13 protein-coding genes and 1 tRNA gene are annotated in these 15,262 nt (G+C 68.8%); 5 read left to right on the top strand and 9 right to left on the bottom strand.

Annotated elements, in window-relative coordinates; translation table 11 throughout:
- Positions 1-10: 10 nt before the first annotated feature.
- The 4 genes from ACYVAN_RS11250 to dcd all read right to left on the bottom strand — a co-directional run bounded on the left by ACYVAN_RS11250 (position 11) and on the right by dcd (position 5,524).
- Positions 11-2,563, bottom strand: a complete 2,553-nt coding sequence (locus ACYVAN_RS11250; RefSeq protein WP_460958723.1) for a tetratricopeptide repeat protein — start codon at positions 2,561-2,563, stop codon at positions 11-13.
- 156 nt (positions 2,564-2,719) lie between these two features.
- Positions 2,720-2,998, bottom strand: a complete 279-nt coding sequence (locus ACYVAN_RS11245) for a hypothetical protein (RefSeq protein WP_460958518.1) — start codon at positions 2,996-2,998, stop codon at positions 2,720-2,722.
- Positions 2,999-3,302: 304 nt separating this feature from the next.
- Positions 3,303-4,712, bottom strand: a complete 1,410-nt coding sequence (locus tag ACYVAN_RS11240; protein WP_460958516.1) for a sugar porter family MFS transporter — start codon at positions 4,710-4,712, stop codon at positions 3,303-3,305.
- A 230-nt stretch (positions 4,713-4,942) separates the two neighbouring features.
- On the bottom strand, positions 4,943-5,524 hold the full coding sequence (gene dcd, locus ACYVAN_RS11235; protein ID WP_460958514.1) for a dCTP deaminase: 582 nt from the start codon (positions 5,522-5,524) through the stop codon (positions 4,943-4,945).
- A 77-nt stretch (positions 5,525-5,601) separates the two neighbouring features.
- On the opposite strand from dcd, the gene ACYVAN_RS11230 reads away from it, so the two are divergent.
- Positions 5,602-5,672: transfer RNA gene (locus ACYVAN_RS11230), tRNA-Gly, on the top strand.
- A gap of 255 nt (positions 5,673-5,927) precedes the next feature.
- Here the strand turns inward: ACYVAN_RS11230 and ACYVAN_RS11225 are convergent.
- Positions 5,928-6,791, bottom strand: coding sequence for an LLM class F420-dependent oxidoreductase (locus tag ACYVAN_RS11225; protein ID WP_460958512.1), 864 nt, complete (start codon positions 6,789-6,791; stop codon positions 5,928-5,930).
- Positions 6,792-7,008: 217 nt separating this feature from the next.
- Positions 7,009-7,455 (bottom strand): hypothetical protein, encoded by a 447-nt coding sequence (locus tag ACYVAN_RS11220; protein WP_460958510.1) that lies wholly within the window; start codon positions 7,453-7,455, stop codon positions 7,009-7,011.
- Between the two features lie 521 nt (positions 7,456-7,976).
- Between ACYVAN_RS11220 and ACYVAN_RS11215 the strand changes: the two genes are divergently transcribed.
- Both ACYVAN_RS11215 and ACYVAN_RS11210 read left to right on the top strand, forming a co-directional pair.
- Entirely contained in the window at positions 7,977-8,612 is a 636-nt protein-coding gene (locus ACYVAN_RS11215; protein WP_460958508.1) for an FG-GAP repeat domain-containing protein, read from the top strand.
- 68 nt (positions 8,613-8,680) lie between these two features.
- Positions 8,681-9,013: a YnfA family protein gene (locus ACYVAN_RS11210; protein WP_460958506.1), complete on the top strand. Its 333-nt coding sequence runs from the start codon at positions 8,681-8,683 to the stop codon at positions 9,011-9,013.
- A 219-nt stretch (positions 9,014-9,232) separates the two neighbouring features.
- On the opposite strand, the gene ACYVAN_RS11205 is transcribed toward ACYVAN_RS11210, so the two are convergent.
- The 3 genes from ACYVAN_RS11205 to ACYVAN_RS11195 all read right to left on the bottom strand — a co-directional run bounded on the left by ACYVAN_RS11205 (position 9,233) and on the right by ACYVAN_RS11195 (position 11,763).
- The gene (locus ACYVAN_RS11205) at positions 9,233-9,805 is read right to left on the bottom strand and encodes an OmpA family protein (RefSeq protein WP_460958504.1); all 573 of its coding nucleotides are present in this window, start codon (positions 9,803-9,805) and stop codon (positions 9,233-9,235) included.
- A gap of 141 nt (positions 9,806-9,946) precedes the next feature.
- The gene (locus ACYVAN_RS11200; protein ID WP_460958502.1) at positions 9,947-10,741 is read right to left on the bottom strand and encodes an ABC transporter permease; all 795 of its coding nucleotides are present in this window, start codon (positions 10,739-10,741) and stop codon (positions 9,947-9,949) included.
- A complete protein-coding gene (locus tag ACYVAN_RS11195; RefSeq protein WP_460958500.1) occupies positions 10,738-11,763 on the bottom strand; it encodes an ATP-binding cassette domain-containing protein in 1,026 nt (341 codons plus the stop codon). Before ACYVAN_RS11195 ends, ACYVAN_RS11200 begins: the two co-directional genes overlap by 4 nt.
- 255 nt (positions 11,764-12,018) lie before the next feature.
- On the opposite strand from ACYVAN_RS11195, the gene ACYVAN_RS11190 reads away from it, so the two are divergent.
- Both ACYVAN_RS11190 and ACYVAN_RS11185 read left to right on the top strand, forming a co-directional pair.
- Entirely contained in the window at positions 12,019-13,863 is a 1,845-nt protein-coding gene (locus tag ACYVAN_RS11190; RefSeq protein ID WP_460958498.1) for an acyl-CoA dehydrogenase, read from the top strand.
- 212 nt (positions 13,864-14,075) lie between these two features.
- On the top strand, positions 14,076-15,149 hold the full coding sequence (locus ACYVAN_RS11185) for an alpha/beta hydrolase family protein (protein ID WP_460958496.1): 1,074 nt from the start codon (positions 14,076-14,078) through the stop codon (positions 15,147-15,149).
- The last annotated feature ends 113 nt before the right edge of the window (positions 15,150-15,262 follow it).

Raw genomic sequence — 15,262 nt, 5'->3', positions numbered from 1 at the left:
CGGCGCCTCATCAGTCGGCCGGCCCTGTTCCGGGGTCGCCCTGTCGGTGTGCGAGCAGACCGTCCAACTCCGCTTTCGTCGCGCGGGTGTCGGGGTGTTTCCCGCCGAGGACCTCGCAACGCGCTGTCCACACCGCGTGGAACTCCACCTCGGCTTGGTCGAGTTCACCTCGATCCCGCAGCAGGACCGCTCGGTTGTGCCGCATGGTCAGCGTGCTGGGGTGATTTTCCCCGCGGAGTCTCCTGGTCGACTCCAGCGCCGGGCGAAGCTCGGATTCGGCCTCCGCAGGCTCCCCCAAGTCGCGCAACAGGGTGGCCAGGTTGCTTCGCGTTGCCAGGGTGCCGGAATGCCCGTCCCCCAACGTCGCGCGCTGGAGCTCGAGCAACGCGCGAGACTCCGTCACTGCTCGCTCCAAATCGCCGCGAGCCTTCAACACGCTCGCCCAATTGCCGCGCATCCTCAGGGTGTTGGGGTGTTCCCGGCCCCACATCTCGGTCGCCGACTCGAGGATCGCGCTGTACTCCGCCTCCGCCCGATCCAGCTCACCCCGAAGGTGCGACACATTCGCCAGGTTGTTCCGCACTCCCAGCGTGGTGTGGTGTTCCGGACCCCACAGCTCGGTCGCCGACTCGAGGACCGTGCGGTACTCCGCCTCCGCCCGATCCAGATCACCCCGCTCCCGCAACAGGTTCGCCAGATTGTTCCGCGTGATCAGAACGTCGGGGTGCTCGGCACCGAGAACCTCGCGCCGGAGTTCGAGGACCGCGCCGAACTTCGATTCCGCCTGCGCCAACTCGCCCCGTTCGTTGAGCACCCGGGCCAGATTGGCCAGCGCGCTCAAGGTTCTGGGGTCTTTCACTCCCAGGACTTCGGTCGCCGACTCCAATACGGCGCGGAACTCCGATTCGGCAATCGCCAGCTCGCCGCGATCCAGCAATACGTTCGCCAGGTTGTTGCGTATTCCCAGGGTGGCGGGATGTTCCGCACCGAACGTCGCACGGCAGCACGACAACGCGGCCCGGTAGAGACGGGCCGCTTGGGCGAGCAAGCCCGCTTCAGCGCAGAACCCGGCGGCTGTCGCGGTCGCCTCGGCGACCGGACCGAGCTCTCCCTCGTCCCCGGCAGGCTCGTCCCCGGCAGGCCCGTCACCTCCGGGCGCGGCGTCGGGGATCACGGCATCGGCGATCGCCGCACAGTGCGGGAGCAGGATCCGCCAGCGGGGCCAAGTGACGGGGTCCGCGGGATCGATCCCGGAAGCCACGCCCGCCAGCAGCACGGAGCAGCGACCGGCGTAGGCGCGTCGCTCCGCCACGTCTCCGTGGTGGCGGTTGGTTTCGCGAACCACGGGATGCAACCGAAGGACCGGCACCGCGCTCCGCACATCCTGCGCGGGGAGCGTGGTGGATTCGGCTAGGCCCACTCCGGCGAGCGCCTGGATCGTGGCGGCGAGTCGCTGCGGTGTCAGGCTCGCGAAGGGCGGATGCTCGGCCAGGACGTCCGCGCGGAGCAACTCCAACGGAATCGGTGCGGCTGCCAGATGGGACACGAGCCGCAACAACGGTCGGGCCAGCGGGTGGCCGCGTTCGGCCAGCAGGTCCAGCGACAGTTCCCAGGTGCGGTGCAGCATCTCCCGCTCGCGGGGTGGGTGCGGTGAGTCCGGTAGCTCCGTGAGTTCCGGCCAGCGGCCGTCGAGCGCGTCCCGATAGCTGTCGAAGTCGACCGGCAGCTCAAGACCGGGCAGTATCGGCATGGCCCCCGCGACGGCGAGGTACCGGCCGGCCGAGTGCAGGGCCAGCGGCAATCCACCCAATCGCCGGGACAGCTCTTCGGCCCGCTCCGCCGAACCGGCTTCCGGGGCGCGTTCGAGCAACAGCCGCGCACCTGCCACCTCGGGCAGCGATTCCACCGCACGCAGGCTCACGCGCCCACCCCACGCCGCCGGGTTTCCGTCCCGGCTGGTGACGAGAACGCTGCCGCGCGAACCGGGTACGCGCAACCAGCCGGTTCCCTCGGGCACCGGCCGTCCGGCTCCGAGAACACGGGCGTCGTCGGCGTTGTCGAACACCAGCAGCCAGCGACACTCCAACCGGTCGAGCTGCCGCCACAACAGGTCCGGTGCCGAAGCGCCGCCCTCCCAGGCCTGCCGCACCGCCTCCGGGTTCGCACCCGCCCGTGTGGCGACCTCGCGCAGCGCCTCGCTCAGACCGTGTTCCGAGGAGGCGTCCACCCACCACACCTCGGTGTCGTCGGCGGCCTCTCGGACCACGCGCGAGGCGATCGTGGTCTTGCCGTAGCCGCCGGCGGCGTACAACACGACGCAGCTCCGTCCGGTCCGCAGCTCCCCGGTCACCGCGGCGACCACGTCGTCCCGGCCGTGCACGCCGTGGACCGGCATCGGTGCCTCCACCGATCCCAAGCCTGGTCCTCGATCCGGTTCCGCGCCGGAGCCGTAGAACGTCACCGGCCCGTTGACTTGCCCCGCCTGCAAGGCAGAACGGACCTCGCCGTTCAAGGCGTTGCCGACCTCGACCGGCTCCTCGCCGGATTCCTGCCCCGAAGCCATCACGCCCCCATCAGACCAGCTCCCCGGTGCGCAAGCGTGCAACATCGGGAAACAGGACCGAGATACCGAACCGACAGGTGCACGCCGGCGGGCACGGACGCGCGAGAAGGGGCGGACCGCAGTGGGTCCGCCCCTCCTCGTCGTCTTTCGAGCCGGTCAGCGACCCTGCAGCTTGCCGGCCACGTGGTCGGCCACGGTCTTGCCGTGGTGGTGCCCCGGCTTGTGCTTACCGCCGAAGTCGGCCTCGACCTCGATCTCGTTCTCGGCGATCTGCACCCCGGTGTTCCCGAACCCGCTGACGTGCTGGTTGGTGTTGTCACCGTCCTGATTGTTGGTGACGTACCCGTCGGCGAGCGCCGCCGGTGCGGCAAAAGCGCTGATGCCCACAGCGATCGCAGCAGCCGCGACGGTCTTGGCGACGTGGGAAGAATTCATCTGGATCCCTCTCTACTAACCCTGTCGATCCGGCGTCGAACCGACGCCGGGATCCAGTAGTACGGGGCAATCGATCCTCTATGGCACACCGACAGGCCGGTTCCACCCTTCTCAGCGGCAAGGCTGCACCGACGGTGGCCACCAGCCGGAAAGCCCTGGACACACCGGCGAACAGCTGCTAAATGCCGGATTTGCCCGGGCATGAGCAGCGTGGGCTGTGGACCGCGGTAGAAACCGCACCCCCGCGAACGAACGAGCACCCCCGGTCAACGCCTGTGACCGGGGGTGCTCGTCGAGGCACGAGTCAGCTCTTGCCCATTTCCTCCAGCGTCTTGCCCTTGGTCTCCTTGAGGTACCTGAGCACGAACACCAGCGAAATCAACGCGAAGCCCGCGTACATGAAGTACGTCGCGGGTAGGTTCCAGTCACGCAGGCTGGGGAAGCTGACGGTGACCAGCCAGTTCGCGATCCAGTTGGTCCCGGTCCCGACCGCCAGCGCGGCCGCGCGGATGTGCGGCGGGAACATCTCACCCAGCAGCACCCACATCACCACGCCCCACGAGCCGGCGAAGAACAGCACGAACGTGCTCGCCGCGACCAGCGCGACCACGCCCCACTGGAACGGCAGGTGCGCGTCGTCGCCGACGACTTCGGCGAAGCTGAACGCCCAGCCGGTGACGGCGAGCGAAATCGCCATGCCAGCCGAGCCGACCACCAACAGCGGCTTGCGGCCGATCCGGTCGACGAACGCGATCGCCAGCAAGGTACCGACGATGTTCACGATCGAGGTGAACAGGCTGAGCAGCAGCGAATTGCTCTCCTCGATGCCGACGGACTGCCACAGCGACGAGGAGTAGTAGAAGATGACGTTGATACCGACGAACTGCTGCAGCGCCGCGATCGCCATGCCGACCCACACGATCGGCAGCACACCGAAGTTGCCACGCAGATCCGCCAACCTCGGCTTGCGCTCACCGAGCGCGGCGCGGATCTCGGCGATCCTCTCGTCCGGATCACCGATCTCGATCCTGGCGAGCACGGCGCGTGCCGCGTCGGTCTTGCCCGCCCGCACCAGGTAGCGCGGGGACTCCGGGATCGTCGAGGACATCACGAGGTAGAGCAGTGCGGGCACGACCTCGGCGGCGAGCATCCACTGCCACGCCTGCAGCGGGCCGAGCAGGTCGGCTGCTCCGCCCCCGGCGCCTGCCGCGATCCCGAAGTTGACGAGCTGCGAGAACGCGATGCCCAGCACGATGGCCAGCTGCTGCAGCGAGGTGAGCCGTCCCCGATAGGCGGCGGGGGCGACCTCGGCGATGTAGGCGGGTGCGATCACGGATGCGATGCCGACGGCGATACCGCCGAGGATCCGCCAGAACGCGAGGTCCCAGATCGCGAACGGGACGGCCGAGCCGATGGCGCTGACCATGAACAGGACCGCGGCCAGCTGCATGACTCGGATTCGGCCGATGCGGTCGGCCAGTCCGCCCGCGATGGCGGCACCCACCGCCGACCCCAGCAGGGCCGACGAGACGACCAGTCCGGTGAGCCCGGATCCCACGTTGAAGTGGGCTTGAATGGCGTCGACACCACCGTTGATGACGGAGGTGTCGTAGCCGAAGAGGAAACCGCCGAGCGCCGCGGCACTGGCGATCATCACCACGTGCCCCAGATGCCTCGACGAGGAACCCGGGGTCCGCGACTGCGTGACCGACATGGAAGTTCTCCTGTACCCGCTCGCCGGCATGCCACGTTGCATGCCCGTTACCTGCGCGTCGGGTCCCGGACAACCTAGATTCTGAACCCGAGCTTGACTTCCTCGATTCAGGGTGGGAATCATCACGTTGACCCTGGATCGATCATGAACTATTTCACGTGCGCAAAAAGAAACCGCCCGGCGTTACCGGGCGGTCACTGCCCGCATGCGCGGGCCGACGTGGGAAGGAGTCAGCGGCGGGTGTCGACGCAGCTGAAGTTGAGGTGCGCCCGCGACGGGGTCGGGCCGCGCTGACCCTGGTAGCGCGATCCCGCCTGCTTCGATCCGTAGGGATGTTCGGCGGGACTGGAGAGCCGGAACAGGCACAGCTGGCCGATCTTCATGCCCGGCCACAACGTGATCGGCAGGTTGGCCACGTTGGACAGTTCGAGGGTGATGTGGCCGGAGAACCCGGGGTCGATGAATCCGGCCGTGGAGTGCGTGAGCAGACCGAGCCTGCCGAGGGACGACTTGCCCTCCAACCGACCCGCCAGATCATCCGGCAGGCGAACGCCCTCGAACGTCGACCCCAGCACGAACTCGCCGGGGTGCAGCACGAACGGGTCACCCTCCGGAGTTTCCACGAGCGAGGTCAACTCGTCCTGCTGGCGCGACGGGTCGATGTGGGTGTACTTCGTGTTGTCGAAGACCCGGAAGTAGCGGTCCAGCCGCACGTCGACGCTCGACGGCTGAAGCATCGCGGCTTCGAACGGATTCAGTTCGAGGCGGCCCTCATCGAACTCTTTGCGCAGGTCCCGGTCACTCAACAACACGCCGACAGCCTAGCCGCCGGGTGCCTACGGATCTTCGTCGGCCGCCGTGTTAGAGTGTGAACCGCCGGAACGGCACTGCGAGTGTAGTTCAATGGTAGAACATCAGCTTCCCAAGCTGAGAACGCGGGTTCGATTCCCGTCACTCGCTCAAAGAACGAAGGCCCAGGTCAGGAGCACAATTCGCTCCGCCTGGGCCTTCGTCGTTCGTGGCCCGCCGCGCGTTCCGAAACCGGCTCCATCGCACGGGCGACGGTCGGCCAGCTCGACGCTCGAAACCACCGGGCGCACGCGGTGCGGGGACCCGCCCGCGGGCCTCCCGGCCACGCGAGCCGCCCCGGCGTGGCGTACCGCCCGATGCCCCAGCCGCGGGGTCAGGAGGACGGGCCGGGGCAAGAACGGCGGATCAGCCGGAGAGCAGCGCGGGTGCCAGGATTCGCCACTGCTCGCGCGGGAGGTCGTCGCCGAGGACCTGAACGGCCACGTGGTCGGCGCCGGCCTCGCAGTGCTCGCGGACCCGATCGGCCAGCGCATCCGCATCGCCCCAGGCGACCAGCGCGTCCACGAGCCGATCGCTGCCCCCGTCGGCGAAGTCGTCGTCGGTGAACCCGAGGCGGCGGAGGTTGTTCAGGTAGTTCGGCAGCTGCAGGTAGTGCCGCAGCGCACTGCGGGCGGTTTCACGTGCCCGCACCGGATCGGTCTGGAGCAGAAGTTTTTGCTCCGGGGCCAGGAGCGGGCCCGCCCCCAGAATCTCCCGAGCACGCGCGGTGTGCTCCGGGGTCGTCAGGTAGGGGACGGCTCCGGCCGCCCGTTCACCGGCCAGCCCGAGCGTGCGCGGTCCGAGCGCCGCGAGGATCCGGCCCTGCGGAGGCAGCGGCGGGTCGACCTCGTCGAGCTCGTCGAGGTAGTCGCGCAGCCTGCTGAATGGCTTGGTGTAAGCCGTGCCCGTGTGTTCCACCGCCTGGGCGTGACTCGACCCGAGACCCACCAGTGCCCGCCCGGGAGCGTCGCGGTCGACGCGCTGGTAGGCGGCGGCGACCTCGGCCGCGCTGTGCGTCCAGATGTTGACGATCGCCGTTGCGACCGCGAGCTTCTTCGTCGCGCCCAGCAGTCCGGACACCGACCGCAGGTTCCCGTCGGCGTTGCCCAGCCAGAGGGTGCCGTAACCGAGCTCGTCGAGTTCGGCGACGGCTTCGCGGTGTTCACCGCTGTCGAGGTTCCAGGACCGTTCGCCGGTCATGACTCCGACCGTGCCGAGTGCGACCACCATGTTGTCTCCCAGATCGTGCGGTACTCACCGGTAACAACACGTGGGGAGCGGCGGAACTTCCCGGTCCGCACCACGGATTGATCATGGACGCTCGCGCGCCCGGAAGTGCGGCCGGAAGGACGGCCGCCGGGCGCGCGGCACGACACTTCCGGGCCGCGGCGGTATCGATCGGATCCGGTCGGTTCGACGTGCGCACGTGCAACGCACGGACACCTGTTCAGCGGCGTCCGCGGCCGCCCGGTGCGCCGGGCTGCGCCCCGCGAGCGGGCCTGCGCGGGGCCTGCCGCGTCGGCTCGGCATACCTGCCGGACGCCTGGGCGCGTTCCGATCGCCCACGTTCCGATCGCCCACGTTCCGATCGCCCGCGTTCGGATCGCGCCGATTCCTGCTGCCGAGGAGCGCGCGGCCGCCCTTGCGGCTGCGCGGGACGGCGCGCCTGTGCGCGGGCGGGCGCGGGCGCCCTGAGGTCGGGGCGGTTGGACCACGAGTCGAAGAGGATCACCAGGCCGCCGAACAGGACGACGAGCACACCGACGAGCGGAACGCCACCGAAGAAGAACAGCAGCGACACCGCCAACACCGGGATCACCATGAACCAGACCCACGGATCGACTCTGCCGAGCCTCGCCCAATCGGGCTTGTCCCGACCACCGTCAGACATCATGGCTGGCCTCCCTCTCATCCCTGATGGGCCGCAGGTGCAATGTCAGTCCCGTCCTCCCACGAACCAGACGGGCTCGTGAGCTGCTGGTGGACTCAGGCCCGCGCGCTCGCTGGTGCAGACGGCCTGGAAAGTGCAGACCCGGCGCTCGCGACCACACTGACCACGCACCTCACGAGACGAACACGCCCTCGGCGCGGCTTCCGCCTACCGAACGACCTGCTTCCGCAACAGGTCCACACTATCGGGGCATCCGCACTCGCACGCGCGTGGCGGCCCTCCGGAAGCGGACCGGCCGCGCTCCCCATCGAAACAGCGCAGCGGCGGGTCCGGTTCGCCCGATCTCACCGCCTCGATACGTCCATGATCGGGCTGTGCGGGCGATTCCGCCCAAGCTGTCCGTCTCGCGCTCGCATACCACCCGAACGAGAGGTCGCGGAGACGCAACCCCGCCCAAACCGGAGACGTCCGGCGGGGGAGAGCGAGGGCGAACCGATCTTCAGCACGGATCCACGGAGGACGAAATGAACCGGACGATGCTCAGCGGCGCCGCCGCACTGGCGATGCTGCTGTCCTGCGCCACACCCGCCTGGTCCCAACCCGCGCCACCGAGCGAGGAGAAGATCACCGCTGACCTCGATGGCGACGGCCGGGAGAACCCGATCGTGCTCCGCCAGACATCTCCCGGCGAGATGCTCCTGCGCGCGGGACTCCCGGGCGAATTCGTCGACGCCACGATCTCGGGCGAATCGCGGGGACAACCGCCCGTTCCGATCGACGTGAACGGCGATGGCTCGGACGAGATCATGGTGCCCGAGTCGGTCGGGGCGAACACGATCATCTCCAGCGTGTGGCGGTACTCGGCCGAGGCCGGGCTGCACGCCGTGCGCACCGCCGATGGGGAGCAGTGGCGATTGGCCGAAGGAGGCAGCGCGACCACGGTGTCGACCTACGGCTGCGCACCCGCCGCCACGGGCCGGAACCTCGTCAGCGTCAACGCCTACGAGAGTGCGCCGGACTTCTCCTACCGGGGCAACCGGGTCACCTACTCGGTCCGCGACGGAGTGGCGCACGTGGTCGAGGAGATCACCATCGAAGACGCCGGGCGGGACGACCCGAGGCTGCGAGGGGATCCCGCCACCTGCGCACCGCTTCGCTGACCAGCCGGGCACCGGAACCGGTATCGAGGCCGCGCCACCGGCGGTTTCCGGGGGATAACCTGCGACGCATGACCGTGCTGCGCTCCATCGCCCTGTTCGTACTGGCCGCCGTGGCCGAGATCGGCGGAGCGTGGCTCGTGTGGCAAGGGGTGCGCGAGCACAAGGGCCTGCTGTGGATCGGCGCCGGTGTACTCGCGCTCGGGGCGTACGGATTCGTGGCGACGCTGCAGCCCGACGCCCACTTCGGGCGCGTTCTGGCCGCTTACGGCGGCGTGTTCGTCGCAGGGTCGTTGGCCTGGGGGGTGGTCCTCGACGGGTTCCGGCCGGATCGCTACGACATCGCGGGAGCCCTGATCTGCCTGCTCGGTGTCGCCGTGATCATGTACGCGCCGCGCGGCTGACGAGACCACCACCCGCGCAGCACCCGGCAGATCTCCGTCGTGCGAACCGGCGGAACCGCCGCCACCCCGGAAGCGGCCGGAACCCCGGAAGCGGCCGGAACCCCGGAAGCGGCCGCCACCCTGGAAGAGATCGCTGCGCTGGAAGAAATGGACGCGCTCGAAGGGAGGGTGCGCCGAACACCCTCCCTTGAACTCGCGCGAAAGATCCGTGCGGATCTCTCACAGCAGTTTGATCTCCACTCGACGGCTGGCTTCGAGGTTTTCCTTCGGCTCGCTGTCGCCCTTGCCGACAACCTCCATGCGGTCGGCCGCGATACCCGCTTCGGCCATCTTGTCGGCCACCGCCTGCGCCCGTTCTTCGGAAAGCTGCTGCGCATTGCCGGGGTCGCCGGTTTTGGCCACGTGACCGACGATCTGGAACCGCGTCTCCGGCGGTGCCTGATTGGCCATTTCGACGGCCTTGTTCACCGTCTCTTCGCCCTGCTGCGTGAGTTCCGCGCTGTCGGGCTGGAACGTGATCGGGTTCTGTTCGAGCAGCTGGTCGAGCTGGCCCTGCAGTTCCGCCTTGGCCGCTTCCGCGTCCTGGCCCTCGGGGGGCTGTCCTTCGGGGGGCTGGCCCTCGGGGGGCTGCTGGCCTTCCGGTGGCTGGCCTTCCGGTGCTTGGCCGGTGGGAGCCGGCGGGGCCTCGCCTTCCTGGCCGCCCATCCCGTTCTGCCCGCCACCGCACCCGGCGAGGACAGCCGCCGCGAGCGCTGCCGCGACGCCCACGTACTTGGCCCTGGTTCGGTTCATGCCGGTCTCCAGTCGTCGCCTTCGGAGGAGAAAAGCCCGCGAAGTTCCTTCCGGCGGGCTGATTTCCTCCATTGGAGACGGCGCCGACGATCTCGGCAGGTCGGAAGATCCGTTCCAACGCGATCGTGTGAAACACGCCGCTCAGCGGCTTGCGACCCTCCGATACCTGGCGACGGCCAGCGGCATGAACACCGCGATGATCAGCAACGATGCTCCCACCGCATACGCGACGGCGTGCTGCGCGGGCCAACTGTCCGGCACCCCGACGCCGGGGCGGACCGGGTTCCCGAACAGAGCCCGCAACGCATCGGCCGCCACCGTGATCGGGTTCCAGGCGGCGAACGCCCGCAGCGGCCCCGGCATGTTCTCGGCCGAGACGAACGCCGACGAGATGAACGTGACGGGGAACAGCCACAGGAGACCGGCACTCTGCGCGACTTCCACGCTGCGCGAGACCAGCCCGATGAACGCCCCCACCCAGGACATGGCGAAACTGAACAGCAGCAGTAGAAGGTAGGCGAGCAGCGCGTCGGCGAGGCTGCCCCGGATCCGCCAACCCACGACCAATCCGCACAGCGACATGATGACGATGGTCAACACGCTCACGGCCAGGTCGGAGCTGGTACGGCCGAGCAGCACCGCCACCCGGGATATCGGCAGCGCGCGGAACCGGTCGACGATTCCCTTCTGCAGGTCGTTGGCCAGCCCGATGACCGTGAACGCCGAGTTGAACGCCACGGTCTGGACGAAGATCCCCGCGATGAGGAACTCGCGGTACTCCGCGCCGCCGAGGCTGCCGCCGAAGACGTAGGCGAACAGCAGCACGAACATGATCGGCTGCGCGGTGCTCGACAGCAGCATGTCCGGGTTGCGCTTGATGTTCATCAGGTTGCGCCAGGCCAGCACACCGCTGTCCCGCAAACCGGCACGAATCACGGCCGGGCCTCCTGTTCTTCGGTCGGGCGGCCGGTCAGCGTCAGGAACGCGTCGTCCAGCGACGGCCGGTGCAGAGCGACGTCGTGCACCCCGATGTCCTGCGCGTCCAACCGGCGCAGTGCCTCGACCAGCGCTTTGGTTCCTTCCTCGACCGGAACCTGCACACGGCGAAGCGCCTCGTCGACCTGTGTGGCGCCGGAGCCGACCTCGTCGAGCACACCGGCGATCACCGGCAGGTCGGCGACGTCCTGGGCGACCAGTTCGAGCCGTTCACCGCCGACCTGGGCCTTGAGCTGCTCGGAGGTGCCGCGGGCGATCACCCTGCCCTGGTCGATGACGACGATGGTGTCGGCGAGCTGGTCGGCCTCTTCCAGGTATTGGGTGGTCAGCAGCACCGTCGTCCCGTCGTCGACGAGTTCGCCGATGACCTGCCAGGTGTCCATCCGCCCGCGCGGGTCGAGACCGGTGGTGGGTTCGTCGAGCACCACCACGGGTGGTGCGGCGACCAGCGCGCCCGCCAGGTCGAGGCGCCTGCGCATACCGCCCGAATAGCCCTTGGCCGGCCGCTCGGCCGCCTCCCGCAGGCGGAACCGGTCGAGCAGCTGCCACGCGCGCGCCTTCGCCCGCGAGCGGGTCATGCCGTACAGGCGGCCGACCAGGTAGAGGTTCTCGTAGCCGGTGAGGTTCTCGTCGACCGCCGCGTACTGGCCGGAGAGCCCGATCGCCCGACGGACGGCGTGCGGTTCGGCGAACACGTCGTGACCGGCGACGAACGCTTTCCCCTCATCCGCCCCGAGCAGCGTGGTCAGAATGCGAACGGTGGTGGTCTTGCCCGAACCGTTGGGGCCGAGCAGCCCCAGCACCTGGCCGGTGCGGATCTCCAGGCCGACGCCGTCCAGCGCGCGGTGGTTCCCGAAACTCTTGACGAGCCCCTCGATCCGCACCGCGACTTCCTGCGCGGGCGGTTCCCCTTGCACGGCCATGTGCGCCTCCGGCTGGGAGTGATTCAGGTGGTCGGTCACCGGCGGAGCCTCCTGGCGACGGTCGTGGTCACTGTAGTTCGCCGCCCGGCGCGAGGCCTCCCGTTTTTCGGCGGCCCCGGTTCGGAGCCCGCGACGGGGCCGTCCGAGTCGTTTTCGCCACGCGGACTTGGCAGAAGTTACTGTCAGGTAATACCCTCTTGTTACCGACGAGTAAGGGCACGTGTCCGGCGAGCTGGGCCCGCCCAAGAACTTTGGTCGTCAGCTGGCCAATCGCGCGCAAAAGGGGAGCCTTCCATGGGCCACTACAAGAGCAATGTCCGTGACCTCGAATTCAACCTCTTCGAGGTGTTCAAGGTTCAGCAGCAGCTGGGCACGGGCGCCTTCGAGCAGTCCGACGAAGACACCGCACGCGGTGTGCTCAGCGAGCTCAACGCCCTCGCGTCCGGCCCCTTGGCCGAGTCCTTCGAAGAAGGCGACCGGGTCGGCGCGAAGTTCGACCCCGCGACCCACTCCGTCACGCTGCCCGAGGCCTACAAGAAGTCGTACAAACAGCTGGTCGACGGCGAATGGTGGCGTCTGAGCCTGCCGGACGACCTGGGCGGCTTCGGCACCCCGCCGAGCATCGTCTGGGCCGCCGCCGAGCTCATCCTCGGCGCCAACCCGTCGCTGTACATGTACATGGCCGGGCCGAGCTTCGCGACGATCCTCTGGGACAACGGCACCGCGGAACAGCGCGAGTGGGCCAAGCTCATGATCGACCAGCACTGGGGCGCCACGATGGTGCTCACCGAACCCGACGCGGGTTCGGACGTCGGCGCCGGCCGCACCAAGGCCATCCAGCAGGCCGACGGCTCCTGGCACCTCGACGGCGTGAAGCGCTTCATCACCTCCGCCGACCAGGACATGACCGACAACATCATGCACCTGGTCCTCGCCCGCCCCGAGGGCGAAGGCATCGAGCCCAAGCCCGGCACCAAGGGCCTGAGCCTGTTCCTGGTCCCGAAGTACCACTTCGACGGCAACACCGGTGAGCGCGGCGAGCGCAACGGCGCCTACGTCACCAACGTCGAGCACAAGATGGGCCTGAACGCCTCGGCCACCTGCGAGCTCACCTTCGGCCAGCACGGCACCCCAGCCAAGGGCTGGTTGCTCGGCGAGGTCCACGACGGCATCGCCCAGATGTTCCAGGTCATCGAGTACGCGCGGATGATGGTCGGTACCAAGGCCATCGGCACCCTCTCCACCGGCTACCTCAACGCCCTGGAGTACGCCAAGGAGCGGGTGCAGAGCGCCGACCTCACGCGAGCCGCGGACAAGACCGCCCCGCGCGTGGCGACCACGAACCACCCCGACGTGCGGCGCGCCCTGATGCTGCAGAAGGCCTACGCCGAAGGCCTGCGTTCGGTGTACCTCTACACCGCGACGTACCAGGACCAGATCATGCAGGGCAAGGCCGCCGGCGAGGACGTATCGCTGGCCGAGGCCGTCAACGACCTGCTGCTGCCGATCGTCAAGGGCGTCGGCTCCGAACGCGCGTACGAGATGCTGACGCACTCGCTGCAGACGCTCGGCGGCTCCGGCTACCTGCAGGACTACCCGATCGAGCAGTACATCCGGGACGCCAAGATCGACAGCCTGTACGAGGGCACCACCGCGATCCAGGCGCAGGACTTCTTCTTCCGCAAGATCGTCAAGAACAACGGCCAGGCACTCGGTCACCTCGCCGGTGAGATCCAGAAGACGCTGGAAGCCGAGGGCGCCGACGACCGGCTGAAGGAGGAGCGGGCCCTGCTCGCCCAGGGACTCGAAGACGCCCAGGGCATGCTCGGCACGCTGTTCGAGTTCCTGACCTCGGCCCAGGAGGACGTCAAGAACGTCTACAAGGTCGGCCAGCACGCCGTCAGCCTGCTGATGAGCCTGGGTGACGTGATGATCGGCTGGCTGCTGCTGCGCCAGGCGGAGGCCGCCCTCACGGCCCTCGACGCGGGCGCCTCCGCCAAGGACCAGCCCTTCTACCAGGGCAAGGTGGCCGTGCTGCGGTTCTTCACCAAGAACGTGCTTCCGGAGATCAAGTCGCGCCGCACGATCGTCGAGTCGGCCGACAACTCCCTCATGGAGGTCGACGAAGCAGCGTTCTGAGCCGCGATGGGACTGCCGAACCCGGCAGCCCGCGCGTGAGCGCACTCCCAGCGGCGCCCCTCGATCCTCCGAGAGGCGCCGCTGGTCTTGTTCCCAGGGCAGGGCAGGGTCTCCGGGCGATATCCGGACCGTCTCCGGGAAAAACCTCATACGCGCAACGCGCCTCTCGATCAACAATGCGGACACGTGTTGATCGACCCGAGGAGTGCTCCATGCGCGAACCAGTCCGAATCGTGGCGCTCGCGGCCGGCGTGCTGCTCGCGGCACAGCCGCTCGCCGCCGGCGCCGCGACCGCACCACCTCCCGAACCGCCCCCACCCGCGCTCGAAATCCCGGAGCCGACCGGCGAGCACGAGGTCGGCACCACGAGCCTGCACCTGCGGGACGAGGGGAGGCAGGACCCGTGGGTGCCGTCGGAGCAGCGGGAGCTGATGGTCGATCTCTGGTACCCGACCGCGAAACAGCACGACCGGGACACCGCGCAGTACATGACTCCCCAGGAGTCGCGGATGTTCATCGAGCTGCAGGAACAGTACGGGGAGTCGATCGACGTTCCCGACAACATCCTCAGCACCGTCACGACCAACTCCCATCCGGACGCGCGGCCGCTACCGAACTCCACCGGCTACCCGCTGGTGGTGCTCTCGCCCGGCTTCTCCTGGCCGAGGGCCACGCTGTCCGGCATGGCCGAGGAACTCGCCTCCCGGGGCTACTCGGTGGCGCTGATCGGCCACAACTACGAGTCCGCAGGCACCGCTTTCCCGGACGGACGGGTCACCTCGTGCGTGGCCTGCGAGACCGAGGACTACACGAAGGTCCCGGAGGGTCGGGCGCAGGACGTGTCGTTCGTGCTCGACCACCTCGCCGAGCGCCACGCGGACCTCGTCGACGAGCGGAAGATCGCGATGGTGGGGCACTCCATCGGCGGCGCGAGCGCGTCCGAAACCATGCTGCGCGACGAGCGGGTCGACGCGGGCATCAACCTCGACGGCACCGTGTTCACCCCGGTGGAACCCGGACTCGACCGTCCGTTCCTGCTGCTCGGTGGCGGCCAGCACGCACCCCACGGCATCGATTCCAGCTGGGACGAAAACCTGGGAGAAGCTCACCGGCTGGAAGCGGTGGATGACCCTCAACGGCGGCGGCCACGGCGTGTCGACGGATCTCCCGCTGCTGCGCGGGCAAGCGGGGTTGCCCCCCGGCGGCGCGCCGCTGCCCGGGGCCCGCGGCGCAGCGCTGAGCAACGAGATCGTCGCGGCATTCGTCGGCACTCACCTGCGCGGTGAGCGGCACCCGCTGCTCAACGGCGAGACGCCGGAACGGCCGGAGTTGCACTTCTGGCACCTCGACCGCACGCCCTGACGCACACCTCCTGAAACACCCCGCCCACGACGAAGGC

Source organism: Parasphingorhabdus pacifica (genome assembly GCF_054779195.1).
Note: the sequence above shows the minus strand (reverse complement) of the source record. Positions and strands in the feature narration are given on the sequence as shown.

What these genes read in the sequence shown, in the direction of transcription:
- ACYVAN_RS11240 (WP_460958516.1), bottom strand. Translation starts at nt 4,712, where the DNA reads ATGTCGGTCACGCAGTCGCGGACCCCGGGTTCCTCGTCGAGGCATCTG.
- ACYVAN_RS11190 (WP_460958498.1), top strand. Translation starts at nt 12,019, where the DNA reads ATGGGCCACTACAAGAGCAATGTCCGTGACCTCGAATTCAACCTCTTC.
- ACYVAN_RS11185 (WP_460958496.1), top strand. Translation starts at nt 14,076, where the DNA reads ATGCGCGAACCAGTCCGAATCGTGGCGCTCGCGGCCGGCGTGCTGCTC.
- ACYVAN_RS11220 (WP_460958510.1), bottom strand. Translation starts at nt 7,455, where the DNA reads ATGATGTCTGACGGTGGTCGGGACAAGCCCGATTGGGCGAGGCTCGGC.
- ACYVAN_RS11215 (WP_460958508.1), top strand. Translation starts at nt 7,977, where the DNA reads ATGAACCGGACGATGCTCAGCGGCGCCGCCGCACTGGCGATGCTGCTG.
- ACYVAN_RS11205 (WP_460958504.1), bottom strand. Translation starts at nt 9,805, where the DNA reads ATGAACCGAACCAGGGCCAAGTACGTGGGCGTCGCGGCAGCGCTCGCG.
- ACYVAN_RS11210 (WP_460958506.1), top strand. Translation starts at nt 8,681, where the DNA reads ATGACCGTGCTGCGCTCCATCGCCCTGTTCGTACTGGCCGCCGTGGCC.
- ACYVAN_RS11245 (WP_460958518.1), bottom strand. Translation starts at nt 2,998, where the DNA reads ATGAATTCTTCCCACGTCGCCAAGACCGTCGCGGCTGCTGCGATCGCT.
- ACYVAN_RS11225 (WP_460958512.1), bottom strand. Translation starts at nt 6,791, where the DNA reads ATGGTGGTCGCACTCGGCACGGTCGGAGTCATGACCGGCGAACGGTCC.
- ACYVAN_RS11250 (WP_460958723.1), bottom strand. Translation starts at nt 2,563, where the DNA reads ATGGCTTCGGGGCAGGAATCCGGCGAGGAGCCGGTCGAGGTCGGCAAC.